This window comes from Bradyrhizobium sp. 1(2017) (assembly GCF_011602485.2).
In the GTDB taxonomy this organism is placed as follows: domain Bacteria; phylum Pseudomonadota; class Alphaproteobacteria; order Rhizobiales; family Xanthobacteraceae; genus Bradyrhizobium.
In genome coordinates, this window is record NZ_CP050022.2 from 5566453 (window position 1) to 5584145 (window position 17693).

General features: G+C 60.8%; 14 protein-coding genes and 1 pseudogene. 9 read left to right on the forward strand and 6 right to left on the reverse strand.

The genetic code is table 11. The features are described from left to right. Nucleotide 1 precedes the first annotated feature (1 nt). From HAP40_RS26495 to HAP40_RS26505, 3 genes are all read left to right on the forward strand, one after another. Entirely contained in the window at nucleotides 2-1075 is a 1074-nt protein-coding gene (locus tag HAP40_RS26495) for a branched-chain amino acid ABC transporter permease (RefSeq protein ID WP_166814977.1), read from the forward strand. A gap of 41 nt (nucleotides 1076-1116) precedes the next feature. Then, nucleotides 1117-2400, forward strand: a complete 1284-nt coding sequence (locus HAP40_RS26500; protein ID WP_166814976.1) for an ABC transporter substrate-binding protein — start codon at nucleotides 1117-1119, stop codon at nucleotides 2398-2400. Between the two features lie 142 nt (nucleotides 2401-2542). Then, a complete protein-coding gene (locus tag HAP40_RS26505) occupies nucleotides 2543-3382 on the forward strand; it encodes an ABC transporter ATP-binding protein (protein WP_166814975.1) in 840 nt (279 codons plus the stop codon). Nucleotides 3383-3394: 12 nt separating this feature from the next. Here the strand turns inward: HAP40_RS26505 and HAP40_RS26510 are convergent, their stop codons facing one another. Then, nucleotides 3395-4546: an AGE family epimerase/isomerase gene (locus HAP40_RS26510; RefSeq protein ID WP_166814974.1), complete on the reverse strand. Its 1152-nt coding sequence runs from the start codon at nucleotides 4544-4546 to the stop codon at nucleotides 3395-3397. An 89-nt stretch (nucleotides 4547-4635) separates the two neighbouring features. Here HAP40_RS26510 and HAP40_RS26515 point away from each other — a divergent pair, with 89 nt between their 5' ends. Beyond that, nucleotides 4636-5859, forward strand: a complete 1224-nt coding sequence (locus HAP40_RS26515) for a phenylacetate--CoA ligase family protein (protein ID WP_166814973.1) — start codon at nucleotides 4636-4638, stop codon at nucleotides 5857-5859. A gap of 608 nt (nucleotides 5860-6467) precedes the next feature. Here HAP40_RS26515 and HAP40_RS26520 read toward each other — a convergent pair. Further along, entirely contained in the window at nucleotides 6468-6989 is a 522-nt protein-coding gene (locus HAP40_RS26520) for a hypothetical protein (protein ID WP_166814972.1), read from the reverse strand. A 2-nt stretch (nucleotides 6990-6991) separates the two neighbouring features. Further along, nucleotides 6992-7585, reverse strand: a complete 594-nt coding sequence (locus HAP40_RS26525) for a hypothetical protein (protein WP_166814971.1) — start codon at nucleotides 7583-7585, stop codon at nucleotides 6992-6994. 541 nt (nucleotides 7586-8126) lie between these two features. Here HAP40_RS26525 and HAP40_RS26530 point away from each other — a divergent pair. Continuing rightward, nucleotides 8127-8441 carry a hypothetical protein gene (locus tag HAP40_RS26530; protein ID WP_166814970.1) on the forward strand — a complete coding sequence of 105 codons (315 nt, stop codon included), beginning with the start codon at nucleotides 8127-8129 and terminating at the stop codon, nucleotides 8439-8441. A 498-nt stretch (nucleotides 8442-8939) separates the two neighbouring features. Here the strand turns inward: HAP40_RS26530 and HAP40_RS37280 are convergent, their stop codons facing one another. Next, nucleotides 8940-9230 (reverse strand): helix-turn-helix domain-containing protein, encoded by a 291-nt coding sequence (locus tag HAP40_RS37280; RefSeq protein WP_166814969.1) that lies wholly within the window; start codon nucleotides 9228-9230, stop codon nucleotides 8940-8942. 22 nt (nucleotides 9231-9252) lie between these two features. On the opposite strand from HAP40_RS37280, the gene HAP40_RS26535 reads away from it, so the two are divergent. From HAP40_RS26535 to HAP40_RS26550, 4 genes are all read left to right on the forward strand, one after another. Beyond that, a complete protein-coding gene (locus HAP40_RS26535) occupies nucleotides 9253-10068 on the forward strand; it encodes a YqaJ viral recombinase family protein (protein WP_166814968.1) in 816 nt (271 codons plus the stop codon). Beyond that, nucleotides 10052-11239 (forward strand): ERF family protein, encoded by a 1188-nt coding sequence (locus tag HAP40_RS26540; RefSeq protein ID WP_166814967.1) that lies wholly within the window; start codon nucleotides 10052-10054, stop codon nucleotides 11237-11239. The genes HAP40_RS26535 and HAP40_RS26540 overlap by 17 nt, the downstream gene beginning before the upstream one ends. Nucleotides 11240-11719: 480 nt before the next feature. Next, nucleotides 11720-13375 carry a recombinase family protein gene (locus tag HAP40_RS26545; RefSeq protein WP_166814966.1) on the forward strand — a complete coding sequence of 552 codons (1656 nt, stop codon included), beginning with the start codon at nucleotides 11720-11722 and terminating at the stop codon, nucleotides 13373-13375. A 955-nt stretch (nucleotides 13376-14330) separates the two neighbouring features. After that, the gene (locus HAP40_RS26550; RefSeq protein ID WP_166814965.1) at nucleotides 14331-14537 is read left to right on the forward strand and encodes a hypothetical protein; all 207 of its coding nucleotides are present in this window, start codon (nucleotides 14331-14333) and stop codon (nucleotides 14535-14537) included. 129 nt (nucleotides 14538-14666) lie between these two features. Here the strand turns inward: HAP40_RS26550 and HAP40_RS26555 are convergent. Together HAP40_RS26555 and HAP40_RS26560 are read right to left on the reverse strand one after the other, a co-directional pair. Further along, nucleotides 14667-14924 (reverse strand): annotated as a pseudogene (locus tag HAP40_RS26555) (NAD-dependent epimerase/dehydratase family protein); the annotation flags it as partial. A gap of 1249 nt (nucleotides 14925-16173) precedes the next feature. Further along, on the reverse strand, nucleotides 16174-17430 hold the full coding sequence (locus tag HAP40_RS26560; RefSeq protein WP_166814964.1) for a glycosyltransferase family 87 protein: 1257 nt from the start codon (nucleotides 17428-17430) through the stop codon (nucleotides 16174-16176). Between the last annotated feature and the right edge of the window lie 263 nt (nucleotides 17431-17693).

Consider the following 17693-nt stretch of genomic DNA (forward strand, 5'->3'; position numbering starts at 1 on the left):
CATGGCCGGCCCTGCCCTCATCCCCGCTGGTGATTTCCGCACCTCCTATGCCGCGGACACCACGATCTTCCCGACCACGACCAGCCGCAATTTTGCGATCGCAGGCGTGCTGCTGTTGTGCCTGGCACCCCAATTCTTCAGCGGCTACTGGCTGAGCATCCTGATCCAGATCGGCATCTTCTCGATCGCCGCGCTCGGCCTGAACATCCTGGTCGGCTTCACCGGCCAGATCTCGATCGGGCACGCCGCATTCTTCCTGCTCGGCGCCTTCACGTCGGCCTATATCTCGAACAAGGCCCCGATCCCGGTGTTCTTCGCGATCCCTCTCGCCGGCCTCGTCACGGCATTCGTCGGTCTGATCTTCGGCATTCCGGCGGCGCGGTTGAAGGGCCTCTACCTCGTCATCGCGACGCTGGCCGCGCAATATATCCTGCTCGACTTCTTCTCTCGGGCCGAATGGTTTTCGGGCGGATCGGTGCCGGCAAGCGCGGAGCCGTTCTCGATCTTCGGCTACACCCTGCGCGGCGACAAGCAATACTTCTACGTCGTGCTGGCCTATGTGCTGGCGAGCTACATCCTGGTCACCAATCTGATGCGCACGCGCGACGGCCGCGCGCTGGTGGCGATCCGCGATCATTATCTGTCAGCGGAGATCATGGGCATCAATCTCACCAAATACCGCACGCTGTCGTTCGGCCTCGCCGCCTTCTTCGCCGGCATCGCAGGCGCGCTCTATGCGCATTACCAGCTCGTGGTCTCGCAGGAAGGTTTCGGCATCGAGCGCTCCATCCTGTTCCTGGCCATGATCATCATCGGCGGCACCGGCTCGATCATGGGCACGCTGATGGGCACCGCGTTCGTCGTGCTGCTGCCCGAGGCGATGGAGTTCGTCAGCCACTATCTCAAAGGCGGCGCGATCGACAAGGCGCTCTCGCTCAACAACAACATCACCTTTCTGCGCGAGATCGCGATCGGGGTGATCATCATCGCATTCCTGATGTTCGAGCCTGATGGCCTTGCGCATCGCTGGCGACAGATCAAAGCCTATTGGAAACTCTACCCGTTCTCGCATTGAGCACGGCAACTTCACTTAAACAATAACAGGAGGAACCGACCATGACGATGAAGTCCCATTTGAGCACCGCATCGCTCGCGCTCGCGATCGCCGCATTCTCGGCCGGCGCGCAGGCGCAGATCGCGATCGGACATCTCGCCGATTATTCCGGCGGCACCTCCGACGTCGGCACGCCCTATGGGCAGGCTGTCGCCGATACCTTCGCCTGGGTCAACAAGAACGGCGGCGTCGGCGGCAAGCAGCTCAACGTCGACACCAACGATTACGGCTACCAGGTGCCGCGGGCCATCGCGCTCTACAAGAAGTGGTCGGCGCCGGACGGCAAGGTCGCCGCGATCATGGGATGGGGCACCGCGGACACCGAGGCGCTGACCGGCTTCCTCGCCCAGGACAAGATCCCCGACATGTCCGGCTCCTATGCCGCCGCCCTCACCGATCCTGAAGGCATCAGCGGCAAGGCCAAGCCTGCGCCTTACAATTTCTTCTACGGCCCGAGCTATTCCGATGCGCTGCGCGCGATGCTGATGTGGGCGGCCGAGGACTGGAAGGCCAAGGGCAAGTCCGGCAAGCCGAAATTCGTGCACATGGGCGCCAATCATCCCTATCCGAACGCGCCGAAGGCCGCCGGCGAAGCCATGGCGCAGGAGCTCGGCTTCGAAGTGCTGCCGCCGCTGGTGTTCGCGCTCGCACCGGGTGACTACAGCGCGCAGTGCCTCAGCCTGAAGTCGTCCGGCGCCAATTACGCCTATCTCGGCAACACCGCAGCTTCCAACATCTCGGTGATGAAGGCCTGCAAGACCGCCGGCGTCGAGATCCAGTTCCTCGGCAATGTCTGGGGCATGGACGAGAACGCCGCCAAGACGGCCGGTGATGCCGCAAATGGCGTGATCTTCCCGCTCCGCACCGCAGTGAGCTGGGGCGGTGATGCACCCGGCATGAAGACCGTGATGGAGATCTCGAAGATGTCCGACCCCACCGGCAAGGTCTATCGTCCGGTGCACTACATCGCCGCCGTCTGTTCGTCGCTGTACATGAAGGAGGCGATCGACTGGGCCGCCAAGAACGGCGGCGCCACTGGCGACAACGTCGCCAAGGGCTTCCACCAGAAGAAGGACTGGGTTCCGGCCGGGATGGAAGGCGTCTGCAATGCCTCGACCTGGACCGAGAAGGACCACCGCGGCACGCTGAAGGTCGATCTCTATCGCACCAAGGTCTCGGGCCCTACCGACGGCGACCTCAACGACCTCATGGCCAAGGGGACCATCAAGCTCGAGAAGGTCAAGACCGTCGAGTTGCCGCGCAAGCCTGAACTGCTCGGCTGGTGACTTGATCTCGGACGTCATGGCCGGGGCAGAAGCGCGTCTTCGCACAGATGTCCCGGCCGTCCACGCCTGACCCCTCGGCACGAAGTACGTGGATGCCCGGGACAAGCCCGGGCATGACGAGCGTAGCAAATTGGCACACAGAATGACCGACACCTTCGAAGCAACCCACGCCAAGCCGGCCGTCGTCCCCGCACCGCCCCTCCTCAACGTGCGCAACATCGAGGTCGTGTATGACGACGTCATCTTGGTGCTGCGCGGCCTCAGTCTCGACGTGCCCAAGGGCGCGATCGTGGCGCTGCTCGGGGCCAACGGGGCCGGCAAGTCGACGACCCTGAAGGCAATCTCGGGGCTGCTCAAGACGGAGGACGGCGAGGTCACGCGTGGCGAGATCCTGTTCGAGGGCGACCGCATCAACGGCATCGATCCCGACAAGATCGTGCGCCGCGGCATCTTTCAGGTGATGGAAGGCCGACGCATCGTCGCCGACATGACCTCGCTGGAGAATTTGAGGCTGGGCGCCTTCACCCGCCGGGACCGCGAGGTCGACGCCGATCTCGACATGGTCTTCAACTACTTCCCGCGCCTGAAGGAGCGCACCGGTCTTGCCGGTTATCTCTCGGGAGGCGAGCAGCAGATGCTTGCGATCGGCCGCGCGCTGATGGCGCGCCCGAAAATGATCCTGATGGACGAGCCGTCCATGGGTCTGTCGCCGCTGCTGGTGAAGGAGGTGTTCTCGATCATCCAGAAGATCAACCGCGACCTCGGCGTGACCATTCTGCTGGTCGAGCAGAACGCGCGCGCAGCGCTCTCGGTGGCGAGCCACGGCTACATCATGGAGCAAGGCAAGGTCGTGCTCGACGGCACTGCCGACGAGCTGCGCGACAACGAGGACGTCAAGGAATTTTATCTCGGCGGCGCCGGCGACCAGCGCAAGAGCTTCAAGAACCTCAAGAGCTTCAAGCGGCGCAAGCGCTGGCTGTGATCCCCAACGAGCCTAACCCAGCACCTGCTCCGCTTCCGTGACAGCGCAGAGAACATGATAGAACGACGACGCAGGAATGGTGTCGATCAGCGATTTGCCGTCGCGATCGAACTGATCGTACCAGCCGCCCCTCACGGGATGGCTGAGATAGTGCCGTTCCAGCCGCACCAGCGCCGCACGCGCTTCAGCCGCAGCGCCGGCCTCGCCGGACTCGGCCTGCGCGATCCACGCCTTCGCGATCTCGGTCTGCGGCCACAGCCGACGCGTGCTGCGGCGGATGTTGCCGGCGTCATCGCCCTCGTCGATCAGGCAGCCCGTCGCCGCATCCCGATAGCGCAACGAGGTCGCCAGCAGTTCGGCGCGCCGCTGTCCGGTCGGGCATCCCGTGATGCGTTCAAAGCCTTTCAGGAGCCAGACCCATTCCGCCTGATGACCGGGTTCGACGCTAACCGGCTCGATCTTCGACCAGTCCTCCTCGAAATACTCGCTGAGTACGCACTTCCGCTTGTCATAGAGGTTGGCGAGGAACAGCGCGAAGAACTCGCCGGCACGGTTCTGGAACGACAGATCGTGGGTCGCCTCGAAGCAGGCGATCATCGCCTCGAACAGATGCATGTGCGGGTTCTGCCGGCGCGGCAGCGAGACCGGAAGACCCTCATGGACGCCGCCATGCGGCGAACGCAGATGGCCATCGAGGAAGGCGAGCAGCGCATCGATCTCGGAGCGGACCTGGGCGTCCTGGTCCAGCGCATAGACGCTCGCGAGCGCGAACAGGATGAAGGCGTGGTCGTAGGCGTCGCGCCGGGCATCCAGCACCGCCCCCTCCGGCGTCAGCCGGTGCACGTAGCCGGGGCGGCCGTCCGGCGCCTTCGCTCTCGCCAGCAGATGCTCCAGCCCCTTGAGCGCGATGGCACGGCCCTCGGGGTACCAGCCCATCTGCGCAGCCTTGGCGTAGCACCAGATCTGGCGCGCCTGCACGAACACGCGCCGGGGCGCGGCTGGGTCTGCCGCGCCGTCGCGATGCAGCCTGTCGATGAAACCGCCCGCGGCATCGTCCCAGCCGACCGTCGACCACAGCGGCAGCGCCTCGTCGATCATGCGACCCTTCAGGCGCGCAACGACATCCGCCGCCTCGTCCGCCGCAATGCTTCCCTCGTCCGCCATCGCGTCCCCTTCCAGCCTTGCCAATGGCCGTCTGATACCGATGCCGGCGGCGGCGTGCAACGGACCATGCCAACCCGGAAAGACCAGCCATGACCGCCCATTACGACGCCCTCGAGACGCGGGACCACGGCGCGCGCGAGGCCGAGCTGTTTTCACGCCTCCCGGAGGTGCTGCGCGGCGCCATGGCCGCTCCAGCCTATGCCGAGCGGCTCTGGGGCCTCGACCCCGCCTCGGTGCGGTCCAGAGAGGCGCTGGCGGGCCTGCCGGTGCTGCGCAAGTCGGAATTGCCGGCGCTGCACAAGGCCTCCATGCCCTTCGGCGGCTTCGTGGCGGCCGCGCCGGGATCGTTCGCCCGCCTCTTTACCTCACCTGGTCCCATTTTCGAGCCGGAGGGGCGTCAAGCCGATCCCTGGCGGGGCGCACGGGCGCTGTTCGCAGCCGGGTTCCGGCCCGACGACATCGTGCTCAACACCTTCAGCTATCACCTGACCCCCGGCGGCTTCATCTTCGATGCCTCGGCACGCGCCCTCGGTTGCGCCGTGATCCCCGCGGGCCCCGGCAATACCGAACAGCAATTCGAGCTGATCGAGGCTTACCGGCCGGTCGGCTACAGCGGCACGCCGGATTTCCTGAAGATCCTGCTCGATGCTGCCGCCAGCTCGGGGCGCGAGGTCTCCTCGATCAAGCGCGCGCTGGTCTCGGGCGCGGCATTCCCGCCCTCCCTTCAGAGCGAGATCAAGGCGCGCGGCATCGACGCCTACCAAGCCTTCGGCACCGCCGATCTCGGCCTCATCGCCTTCGAGACCGAGGCCCGCGAGGGCATGGTCGTCAACGAGGACCTGATCCTGGAGATCGTCAAGCCCGGCACCGGCGATCCCGTGGCACCGGGCGACGTCGGTGAGATCGTCGTCACCTCGCTCGACCCGCACCATCCCTGGATCCGGCTCGCGCTCGGCGACCTCACCGCGGCCCTGCCCGGCACGAGCCCGTGCGGACGCACCAACACACGCATCAAGGGCTGGATGGGCCGCGCCGACCAGACCACCAAGGTCAAGGGCATGTTCGTCCGGCCCGAGCAGGTCGCCGAGATCGGCAAGCGCCATCCCGCGCTCGGCAGGTTGCGCCTCGTCGTCACGCGCGAGGGCGAGAGCGACGCAATGACGTTGAGAGCGGAAACGACGGCGGGAAGCGAGGCGTTGCGCGAAGAGATCGCCGGCACCTTGCGGGCCGTGACGAAGCTCGGCGGCACCGTCGAGCTGGTCCGCCCCGGCGTGCTGCCAAACGACGGCAAGGTGATCGCGGACGAGCGGTAGCGCCATGCTTGGCCAAGTCATGACAAGCCATCAGCGAGACCATGAGCAATAGCGGTGAACTTTTTTTGCGCCATACCGTGACAACATCAACGGCTCCTGCGTTTTTGGATCGCGCCCCGCTCTCAATCGCACTTGGCTGTCAGCAAATTCGACGCCATGTACGGCGCGCCCGACGCGTCAGGCTCGCGACGATGCCAACTAGTTGCCTCCGTCCTCCCAACTAGTTGCCTCCGCCCTCCCGACCAATCCGAAGACTGGTTAACATCGAAGAACGGCGGCTCGCGAAGAACCAGCGTTGAGCTGTGCGCCGTCCTCTTTGGCATCGCACACGACGACGAAGGACTTGCGCGCTCCACCGCTGGATGACGGAGGAACTCGCCGGGTCTGTGCACATGTCGATGTATTCGGGTACTGGCCCATCCGCCTTAGACGGTGGTGGTGGCAAATGGGACGGGATCAGGTCACTGCGACCCGGTCAGTCAGGACGCCTACCTTAGCCTCACTCTTGGGTGCAGTTGTTTGGCTCCATCTTTCTGTAATTGCGAGGAGAAATTGGGTTCGTTCTGCATAGATTGATAGCTCCGCAATCTTTGATTGCAGATATTGTATTATTCATCTCCACGCCAGCCTATTGAGGGCGGCGCGGCTTCAGCTTTCAATTGGAGTAATCGGATGACGCGATTGCGTCTGCTGATCGCACGAGCTTCGTAACGCTCAATTTTTGAGAGCTCCGGCAGGGCCCGCTCGACCGCCTCGGCCATGCGGTCTTGTTCGTCAAGCGGGAGAGTTTGGGATGGATCGTCTGGCGTGAGAGTCGGGGGCGCGGCGCAACCCACCGCCAATTCGCGCTGAATCACCCCTGTTTTGATTCGGCGGATACGAGCGAGATCGAATGTGGTGATTGCAGCCTCGCGGGCAAGCTCAAGCGCAAGACGCTCTGTGCTTGAGCCTGCGATTAGCTGCGCGAGCCTCTCAATGAGTTTGGCCTGCGATGCACTTACTTGGAATGGTGCCGACAAGCCATGGCGCAGGGCGTTCTTGCCGGCGCGTTTCTTACCGGCGGTCGAGCGTGGACCGGTGCTTTGGCGCGCGTTCCGCCGATTGGCTTCGATTTGGCTTCGACTCGCCATGATCACCGCCCTTGCTGACGCGCATCGAGTTGCGCTAGCGCAGGTTGAGCCGTCACGCGTTCCACCGCCGTCTGGACTCGAATAGCGAAGGCCGCACGATAATCCGTTATCGCAGCAAATGAGCGGAGCAGACGTGACTGCTGCGCCGAAATCATCCGGTCGAACCTCTCGAGCTGATCCCCCTGGCTGCTCATTGCGGCGGCTTCGATGGCACCTTCGTCGAGCTGAAAGACGGCGAGCCGTTTTGCGACTTCTTGCCGCGCTTCCGGCTTTGTAAACCAGTCGCGCTCTAGCGCGGTACGCGCTTCGCACTCGGCCACATCCTCAGCGGGGCCCAGGACCCGGTCCAACACCTCTCGAATGGCCTGACGGTAGGATAGGTTGACAATTCGATCTCTGCAACGCCGCAGCCTGATCGTCTCCCAAACGCTCGCCGCAACATCGGCAAGGAATATCTCCTCGACGATGTTCTTGGGCATTATCTCGCGCGCCAATTCGCGTTGCAGGAGGGCGAACGCTTCCCTGGATTCAGTGATGAGCAGAGAACTCTCCAAGATAGAAAGGTCGAAACGCTTGCCGTGATATCGCGGGATCATCGTTTGCTCCGAAACGTCGGCCGCAATGGCAGCAGCGTGCCCTTCCCTCCGCTCGGCCGCGGAGCGGAGTGAATACGATCCGTTGGCCCGGTGCTGACCGTGCTATGAACTTGTGCGGTATTTTTGAAGGTCGAAGTCTGGGCGGTCCGCCTTAACTTCGCTGCCTCGGATCCCGAGACGATGCGGACGACGTCGTCGCCGCATTAAAACTTTAACCCCGACACGAAGCCTTTTCAAGAGGCCTGCAGATGCCTCGTCCAAGATGCGCCGAAGAGATCGTCGGCAATCGCCGGGTTGCTCTTGCTGAAGAGCATTCGCAGTTTGAAGACTCTGCTTCTTCGTTGCTGTAGACTGGGTCGCAGTTCGTGTTAGAGGAGCGGCTTGGGCAATGGCTGGGAGGCGGTGATGTGGCGATGCCGACCAAGCCTTGATGCCGGTATCCTCTTTAGCCGGCGGATTCGTCGAGCGGCAGCGAGCATCCATCGCGACGCGGGACTAGATTTAGTACAATGTTATCGGCGCTTGTATTTGGAGGCTGATCATGGCGAGTTGGAAAAATATAGCGGCTGAGCTTCGCGAGATCCTTAGTTCCACGGTTGTTGTGCGAAGAGGATCGAGGAGCCAGAGCCTCTCGTTGCTCAGCGCGATCGTAGTGACCCAGGCGGACAAAGCATTGCGCGGCAACGATCGGGCGGCCAAAGCAGTGCTCGACGTCAGTAGGTGGCCTGGCGTTCTCGATGGTAGTTGTGCGGAACACTCGATCGACATCAACAAACTGACGTACGATGAATTGGATGTTCTCGAGCGGCTCATTGCGAAATCGCACATTCCATTGCGCGACGCTGTCGAGGACTAGCGATCGGCTCTCCGCAAATTAACGTGAACAAGCGTCGACGCTCCATATGACAGCAAGGGAGTCCAACGCCCGATGAGAGCTTGGTCTGGCGAAAGGTTGCAAAGGAGCTAATCTGGAAATTGGCGGCCTTTAGCACCGCCTCGCCAACACGTGGCCTTTCCGTTAACAGCGAGAAAATAATCGACTAAGTAGTTTGGTTCTTTGCTGCCGCACGAAGATCGGGACCGCTGCCATTTTGTTGGTCGAGAGTTCGACGACGGCGCTTCCAAATCCGCGACGGATCGCCTGATCATTTGTGGTTGTCAACGAAGAAGCTCATCGCTTCCAACCTACCCTGCGGTTCGTAGCAATTCCGACTGCTGACGCACGAGCAAGATCCTCAGCCGGGGCGGATCTCGCTCTTGTAGTTGAAACCTATGCGATCCTGTGCAGTGGAGTGCAGCAAAGGCTTCTTATATCCTGCAAGCTTTGAAGAAGCCGGCGCTCCATAGCGAATTGTCAGCTGAAGGTCTTTTTTTGGGAGAGCCGCACACCGGCACCACCTCCGTTCTCATGGAGAAACTCCACGCCGGCAGAACTGAGCGCCTTAACAATTTTTTCCCCCGTTTCCGCCCTCCCCCGAAGCGGCCCATCCAAGGCTTCGAGGCGCTTGATCGTTGGGCTGGATACACCCGCGGCTTTCGACAAATCCTCTTGCGACCAGCCCAGGAGTGCCCGCGCAGCCTTTATCTGCCGAATCGATACTTTTAGTATTGACAATATCACCTCTTTGGATACTATTGGTATCATTTACCGCCGGAAAGATTGGACCATGCACGGATTTCCGATTGATCGCCGGGGCTTCATAGGCGGTTCCGACGCCCGAATCGTCATGGGCGATCGCGAGGATAGCCTCATCCGGCTTTGGCGGGAAAAGCGAGGCGAAAGGGAACCAGAGGACTTATCGAGGAATCTCTTGGTGCAGTTGGGGAGGGCGACAGAGCAGGTCAACGTGGCTTGGTACCAGATGAATACAGGCCAGGTGGTCGTCGACGCGCAGCGTCGGATATTTCATCCGGTGCACCGTTGGATGGCTGCGACTCTCGATGGCCGCATTCAGGAAACGGGTGAGGTTTTCGAAGCCAAGTTCATGTTGCCATGGAATTTTTCGCAGGAAACCGCAGCCGAGAAACACATGGCGCAACTGCAACACAACATGTGGGTTGTCGCCGCCCGCTCCGCGGTCCTCTCCGTCATCACCGGGGGTGGCCAATGGATCGAGATCAAAATCCACGCCGATCCACTTTATCAACATCTCCTCCTCACCGCCGAAAAGAAGTTCTGGCGCTGCGTTCAAAGCGGAGAGCTTCCTGCTCTCTTCAATATCGAAACGCCGCGGCCGCGCCTGGAAGCGATCAAGGTCGTCGACATGTCCACGTCCAATCAATGGGCGGAGCTGGCCGGGACCTACCTTCGAACCCGAGACGCGCACGGTGAGCATGAGACCGCAAAGGCGGACCTGAAGAAGCTCATGCCGGAAGATGCCAAGGAGGCGACAGGTCACGGCATCAAAGCCAAACGCTCCAAGTCCGGCGCGATCAGCTTCGAGGCCCAGGGGACGGAGGGCTCCGATGCACCGGTCCAGTGAGCGGATCGGGACCATCGCAGCTGCCCTCGCCCGCGCCCAGGCCGAACTGGTGAACCCCGAGAAGACGCTGACCGCCGTGATCCGGTCGCCCTTCCCGCGGCAGGACGATCGGACTTTCCGCTACGCTTCGCTGGCCTCCGGGCTGGACATCGTCCGCAAGACCCTCAGCCGGCAGGAGATCGCCACGATCCAGACCACCCGGACCGAACAGGACACGGGCCAGATCCATCTCACCACCCTGCTTGCCCACGCCTCCGGCGAATGGATCTCCTCGGATCTCCCGGTCTGCGTCGCTAAGGAGGTCGAAGCTCCGCATCGGATGGGAGCAGCGCTGACCTACGCGCGCCGGTATGCTCTGTTTGCCCTGGTCGGAATAGCCGGGGAGGACGATTTGGACGCGCCTGATGTCGTTGCAGAATCTCCAGCTGCCACTGAGCAGATCGCGCCAGGACCGAAGGGAAAGCCTCCGAAGGGTGGCCTGCACCGCCCTCCTGTCTTACCCCCTGAACGCTCCGCCGAGCTCCTGGACCGCCTCTTGGGCGAGCTTACGCTCCAGGAGGGAGGCGACGGACTGCTTGCCTGGACCAAGGCCACGCTCCCCATCAAAAACACGCTCTTGGAGGCCGACGCCCACATTCTTGAGGCCGCCTACCAGAAGAAGTTCGAGCAAGCCGCCCTTCCCGAACTCAGTATACCTGAGCAAGATACAAAGTGGCCGACAGAGCAGCTAGCGAGTTCAACGCGCTCAGACAGCGCCCCCGCAGTCGACCTCCCTCTCAAACCGCCGATCGCGGACGCGCCGGGCGACCTCGCCTTTCCAAAGGAGCCGCTGCGAAAGCGCAGCAAGGAGCATCTCAAGTTCGTCCGCAGCCAAGCTTGCCTCGTCTGCAAGAACAGCCCCGCCGACCCCCATCATCTGAAGTTTGCTCAACCGCGAACGCTCGGGCGCAAGGTGAGCGACGAGTTCACCGTCCCGCTTTGCAGGTTTCACCATCAAGCCCTGCATCGGCATGGCGACGAGAGAGCCTGGTGGGCGAACCTGCAAATCTCGCCCCTCCTCATTGCCAAGAAATTGTGGGATGCGAGCCCGGTGCATGCGTCCGGGAAAGCGAGGGAAGTCATCCATTCCGATACCGAACCACCGCCTCGATCGGAGTCTCTTCGTCAATGAAGACCCTTCCGCAAGCGCACAATCGCCAGCTGTAGCGCGGACTCCGCAACCCGCGAAGTGGCTCTGCCATCGGAGCGCTGCAACAGGTTTCATCGCAGCCTAATTCCGTCAGGCTCCTTCATACCGGTGACACGTCGCCGATGGCTTACGATCTCGCCTACCACCCGCGGGAAGCCGTTCGAGCGAGACGCATGTCAAGCTGACGAAGGTCGAGCAAAACCGCCAGAACTCCGGCTTGTGCAAACATGCATCGGGAAGCAGCACAAGTCGATGCGCATTGAGCCCTATCCGCGAAGCGGATCGGCTTCACGATGCGCGCCGATCCGCTGCTTGGTCAGGGTATTGCTGCCGTGAGCGGCCCCACAATGCAAATTCGCAAATGCAGCAACGAAACCTGATAGCCCGCAGGAAATTCATCTTGCCGAGCCGAGAGCCAAGTAGTCCTCTAAAATGGCACTCGCGTTTTGATGAGGTGAAGAAATGAGTAATGCGCTCGTAGTTCACAAAGCTCATCTGCCAAAATCGATCCTCGGAGTTCGCGCGGCTCAATATGTCAGGATGTCGACCGACCGGCAGCAATACTCAATCCAAAATCAGGCCGCCGTGATCGCGGCGTACGCGCACGCCCGTAACTTTACACTTGTCCGCACCTACAAAGACGAGGGCGAGAGCGGGTTGCTCATTAAGAACAGAACGGGGCTTCTTCAATTGCTGGAAGATGTCGAAAGCAACCAAACCGATTTCGGCCATCTTCTGGTCTATGACGTAAGCCGATGGGGTCGCTTCCAGGACGTTGACGAAAGTGCTCACTATGAGTTCGTTTGTAGGCGAGCCGGTATCAAGGTTGCCTATTGCGCCGAGCAATTCGAAAATGATGGGAGCATGCTTGCGAGCATCGTCAAAAATATCAAGCGAGTCATGGCGGCCGAATACAGCCGCGAGCTTTCGGCGAAGGTCTACGCCGGTCAATGTCGCTTTGCGCGGCTCGGCTACAAGCCGTGCGGTCGCGCGGGCTACGCACTGGTGCGCGAGCTCGTCGACGAGAAGATGCAAACGAGAGGGGTAATGAGGACGGGCGACCGAAAGTACATCCTTACGGATCACATTCGAATCAGGCCGGGCAATCCGAGAGAAATAGCTGTCGTGAGGTGGATCTTCGATAGGTTCTTGGAGGTAAGATCTGAAACTGTGATTGCTTGGGAACTTAACCAGAAAGGACTGCTCTCGAGCACAGGCACGTCATGGACCCGCGGTGCCGTTGGTACTGTTCTTCGAAATGAAAGCTACATTGGAAATCTTGTCTTCAACCGCAAGTCGCGAAAGCTGCGACAGAATGCGATAAAAAATCCTCCCGAAGAATGGATCAGAAGCGAGGGCTGCATCAACCCAATCATTGATCGCGAAGTCTTTTTCAATGTCAGGAAGATTATCGAGGAACGGCGCGTTGATCTTTCAGAAGAAGAAATGCTGATTCGGTTACGACGAACTCTTCTGAAAGAGGGGCGTTTGACCCCCGCCATTATCGACCGAACTCCGGGACTTCCCTGCTCTGCAACCTGTCAAACCCACTTTGGCAATTTTCGAAATCTATATCGGCTGCTGGGTTATACGCCCAAGCGGAACTACGAATTTCTCGACTCGCGTCCGTTTTGGTCCGAGCTAAGAACAAAGCTTGTTGAACAGGCCGCAACTGCCATACGAGCGGCGGGCGGACGCGTTGGCTCGGGCGGCTGGAGTGATTGCTTACGCGTGAGTGGGGCAACCTGTCTTTCGGTCAGGGCTGCTCGCTGGACCCCCGGCCAAAAGCCAACCCATGCTCCGCTCTGGAGTATCGAACGCGAGGCGTGTCTTCCCGACGGCTGGATAGCTGCCATCCGACTATCGGAGCACAATAAGACCGTACTCGACTACGTGCTGTTGCCCACTGACGGCAAAGTGAAACGCACGATCCGCTTTTCCGAAGCAGCGCGAGCGCGGCGGGGAATTCTGCGCTTTAAGACGATCCATGGCCTTGTTCAAGCGATCATCCGGCGGCTCACAAAAGTACGCCCACCTTCCCAAGCCACGCCAGCGCCGCGGAACAAACGGCCGAGAGCAGCGCGGTCCAAAACCAGGGGCGCCCACGAGCGGCGCTGATGGAGCGTAGATAGAGGAAAGCTCCAAGCACCTTCCCATAGTTCTTTCGAAATTCACCGTTAAGCTTCGCTACTTCCGGCAGATCTGAGAGAACTTTGCACTCTTCGGCCATAAGCTGGACTCCATGTCTGGACGCGACCAGCACCCTATAAACCACTGTTTTGCCCGACGATGCAAGTTCCATTTTCGGTTTTTTCGATGCACTGGTGGGACACTGAGCCGGCACGGCCCTCGCCGAACCAAGGCAGCTGACGCAAGCAGCGGACGCCGCCCCCCGGTCAAATTCAAAGCGGTCGAGGATCTCACGGGCCGACGCCGAGACAAGCTGTGTCGCGAAAAGAAGCGATCTTGTGCTGGCCTTGCGGTTGAGCGTTGATGCTCGCTCTAGGATCCCTCCATTGCGAACGTCCGATCGATTGTAACGCGCTTCCCTTGAGACGAACGCACGATATCGCGCCTTCGGTCACTGATTGTTCAAGAGTCAGAGAGCATCGCTGCCGCGCATCTTTGGGCAGATTGCTGACATTGAACTGGAGCTTGCCGCACGTGTCTTCGCCTCTGCCAACCGAGGTCGCTGCTAGCTGTCTTGTGTTTATGATGATGACAGATATGGGCAACGGAGCCGCGGGGCCAGGCTGCTGCCAGCTCCCAATCCCAATATAAAGTCGCCGCATTGCTAGCGGATACGGCTCGTAGACTTCGAAAACTACGAGAGGTAGTCCGGCCGCTTCACAATGTTGACGCGCTATGCTAAGAAAACCCTGCGACCATTAGTTTGGACGCAATCTCAGCTACCTCCCGCCAGCTCCCTAGTTGGCGGGTTTTTCTTTGAGCTTGTGACGGGCGAGGTGGTCCGGTTCACGCTCGCGGTTAACTCTGCTTTAACACCTATTGTGCGGCAGCCTTACATTGGCTAGAAGGTAGCCACTATCAGCGTCGGTTGCGTCCCAGAGTCATGATCACGTACAAGCAGTATCAGATCCAGCGATTTGAGCGCGGGCATCAGCGGTGGATTGCGCGCATCAGCCGAGCGGATGGCCAGAACATCCGCACTATCCTGCCGGCTTCTGAGCATCCCTACCTCGACACGAAGCCCGCAGCGAGTGCTGAGGAGGCCGAGGAGCTTGCCAAGGAAGGCATCGACTTCGGTGGTGTGGTTTAGCTGGATCATCGAGAGTTTACGTCTCTTCACTGCGCCCGAGATCTCACGACAGTCCGAGGGAAATCGCTCGCCTGATCGCAATTTGTCTTGTCGCTCTGATGCTGGTTAGCCGCGATAGATATGCCGTGTACTGACCAGCCCGGCGCCGGAATAGGTCTTCATGAGGTACACGCAGGCATCGGCCATGTCGTCGACATAGAGGAACTCGCGCCGCGGCGTGCCGGTGCCCCAGACCTCGACGGTCTTTGTGCCCGACAGCTTGGCCTCATGGAAGCGGCGGATGAGCGCGGCAACGACGTGGCTCAATTCAGGATGATAATTGTCGCCGGGCCCGTAGAGGTTGGTCGGCATCACGCTGATGAATTCGCTGCCATACTGGCTGCGATAGCCCCACCCCTCCGGAGAATGAGTCTCTTCGACCTCTCGGTCTACGCCGCCAATAGGTCGAAGCATGGTCGGGATTGCCAGGGAGGACAATTTGGACGCGCCGGACCTCCTTATAGGACCTCTGACCGCCGCCCAACCGCAGATCGCATCCAAGCCAAAAGGAAAGCCTCACAAAACCGTACTGAACCGGCTCCCGGTATCGCCGCCCGAACAGTCGCGCGAGCTCTTAGAGCGCCTTTTGCGCGAGCTGGCCGGTCAGGCGGCTGGGCCAAAGTATCAGCCTCCCGCTCAAGAACACTCTCTGGCAGGCATACGCTCGTGTTGAGGCGGCCTACGAGAGGCGCACCGAGGACGTTGCCTACGTCGGTTTGGTTGGATTGAACCAGCCATCCGCCGCTAGCAATCTATCCGGCGGCGCCGGTGCTTCTAGGCTGTCTTGGGAAGGCGACCCAGCGTGTTCTTCGGGCTGGGTATCAGTCGATATTTGAATCTCGTTGGTTGCGGTTCTTAGCGCGACGCCGAAGCAAGGAACACCTTGCTTTCGTTCGCGGCCAAGGTGCCTTGTATGCCACAAGACACCAGCGGACGCGCATCACCCTGAAGTTCGCTCAGCCACGGACATTGGGGCGCAAGGTCAGCGACGAGTTCACCGTGCCGCTGTGCCGATCGCACCATCAAATCGCTTCACCGGCACGGCGATGAGCGAGCTTGGTGGGCGAACCTGCAAATCTCGCCTCTCCTCATCGCGAAAGAATTGTGGGATGCGAGCCCGGTGCAAGCCTCAGACCAAACGAGGGGAGTCACGGATCTTGGAATCGATTTGCTCTTGGGATAGGAACGCGGTGGCTCGCCATCCCAGCGCTAAAGGCTTGCAATCCTCCGCTGCTTGCGTCGTTCACCTTCTAATCTCATAGAATTTACCCCCCCCGATCGCCGGCTACACTTCCAGCAGCGAGCGCGACTTGGCGAGCTGCATTTCTAAGTGGAAAGAAGATCGCGCAAATCGTCAGAGACCCGGCCCGCGACGCGCTTTGAGGCGAGCGGCGCAAAATTTCGCTACGCATCTTCAAGCTTAAAGCAACACCATGAGCCTAATCTCGATACGACGATGAGCCGCTGACTACGACGGAGGGTTCTCATGAAAGTGAAGTCGGCTCTGATGGCCGAGCGACAATCTTTCGATTTGAGAGAGCTCATTGCGCCAATATGAAGGGTCGCACGCGCAAAGTGGCCCTGTGGCGGACCCAAACTATCCTGCCGCCCGCGGCGCGATAAGCGCCGGCTGTGTTGCCCGCCACTGCAGCCGGAGCAGAAGAGCCAGCAGGGCCATCATCGCGAAACCTCCGACGGAGGGTACGTCTACCCCGGTCAGGTCCGCTTCGTTGCCAAACTGCGCCGCAAGCCTCGCCGATTGTAGCATGCCATAGGCGCCCGCAAGCAGAATCAGCCCGTAGGCGAAGCTGCGCTCGCGCACGCTTGCCAGCCGCTCGAGGTCGGGAAGCATCAAGGCGAGGCCAATCCCGATGATCGGCAGGTCGTAGTCATAAGCGTAGGGACTGATCATCACCGAGACCATGGCGGCGACACCGGGCGCGAAGGCTGACGACGTTCTGCGCGTTGCGCCGAGCCAGACAGCAAGCACGACTGCAGACAGGGCGAGGCTCGCGGCGGCCGCCTGCGCGCAGAAGGCAATGCTCGGAGGAACGCCGGCTTGGCCGAGCGCGGCATAGGTCGAGACCATGCGGAACAGCGGGTAGAAGCCGCGGTCCAGGAAGATCGTCGATTCCCTGATAGCGCCGAGCCATGCCGGCCAGATCTGCCATCCGAACACCAGAGTGCAGACGAGCGAGCTTGCGAGCACGACGGTCGTCGCGGTCGCGAGAACCACCCATCGGCGCGTCGACAGCATGTAGGCGCCTGCCGCGATAGCCAGATGCGGCTTGATCACCATCGCCCCCAGAGCGAGGCCGGCGATGACCTGGCGCCGCTCAACATTGAGAGAGACGATGCCGATCAGGGTGCCCGTGAGCAAGCCGTTCTGTCCACAGCCGACGGTGATCGCAAGCGCAGGAAACATCACGACCAAAACGTGCGAGAAATCTTTGCCTGCGATGGTACGAAGCGTTAGGAGATAGGCAGTCAGTGTCGCCGTGATGAAAAGCAGATAAGCGATGCCCACCGGCAGGAGTGCAAATGGCGCCACAAACAGGTCAAACTGCGGCGGATAGGTCCAGGGCATGAAGCTGGCCGAACCTGTGAAGGCTTGCTGAAGCTTGACCAGCGACTCGAAGCGGTAGACCAAATCCAGCTCACCCTGCCAGACCTGCCGCGCTACGATGCAGAAGGCGTCGAAATCAGACAGTTCTCGGACTTGCCAGGGGCTCCATCGGCCGAACCTGAACGTCTTGAACAGCACCATCACCGCGAGCGTCGCGAGCACGAAGCGAATATAGATCGTCCGTTTCGACTGCGAGGATCGAACCGCTTCCAACGTTTCGGCAAGCATAACGACGACCTCGAACCGATCGATCGCGGCCGGCAGTTGATTCCGCGAATCCCCACCAAATTGCCACCAATGGTTTAAGGGAAGGTAACACCTGCGGGGTAATCTTGCCTCCGGCCTCCGCGTACGGGCTGCACGTCCATGAAATCGATTTGAAGATTTACGTCACAGCGCGGATTGCGCGGCATGAAACGCATCGTTCAGGGCCGCCGCCCACTGGTCCAACCCGCGTTGGCTTTTTCCCAAAGCTGACATTCGCCTGGGCG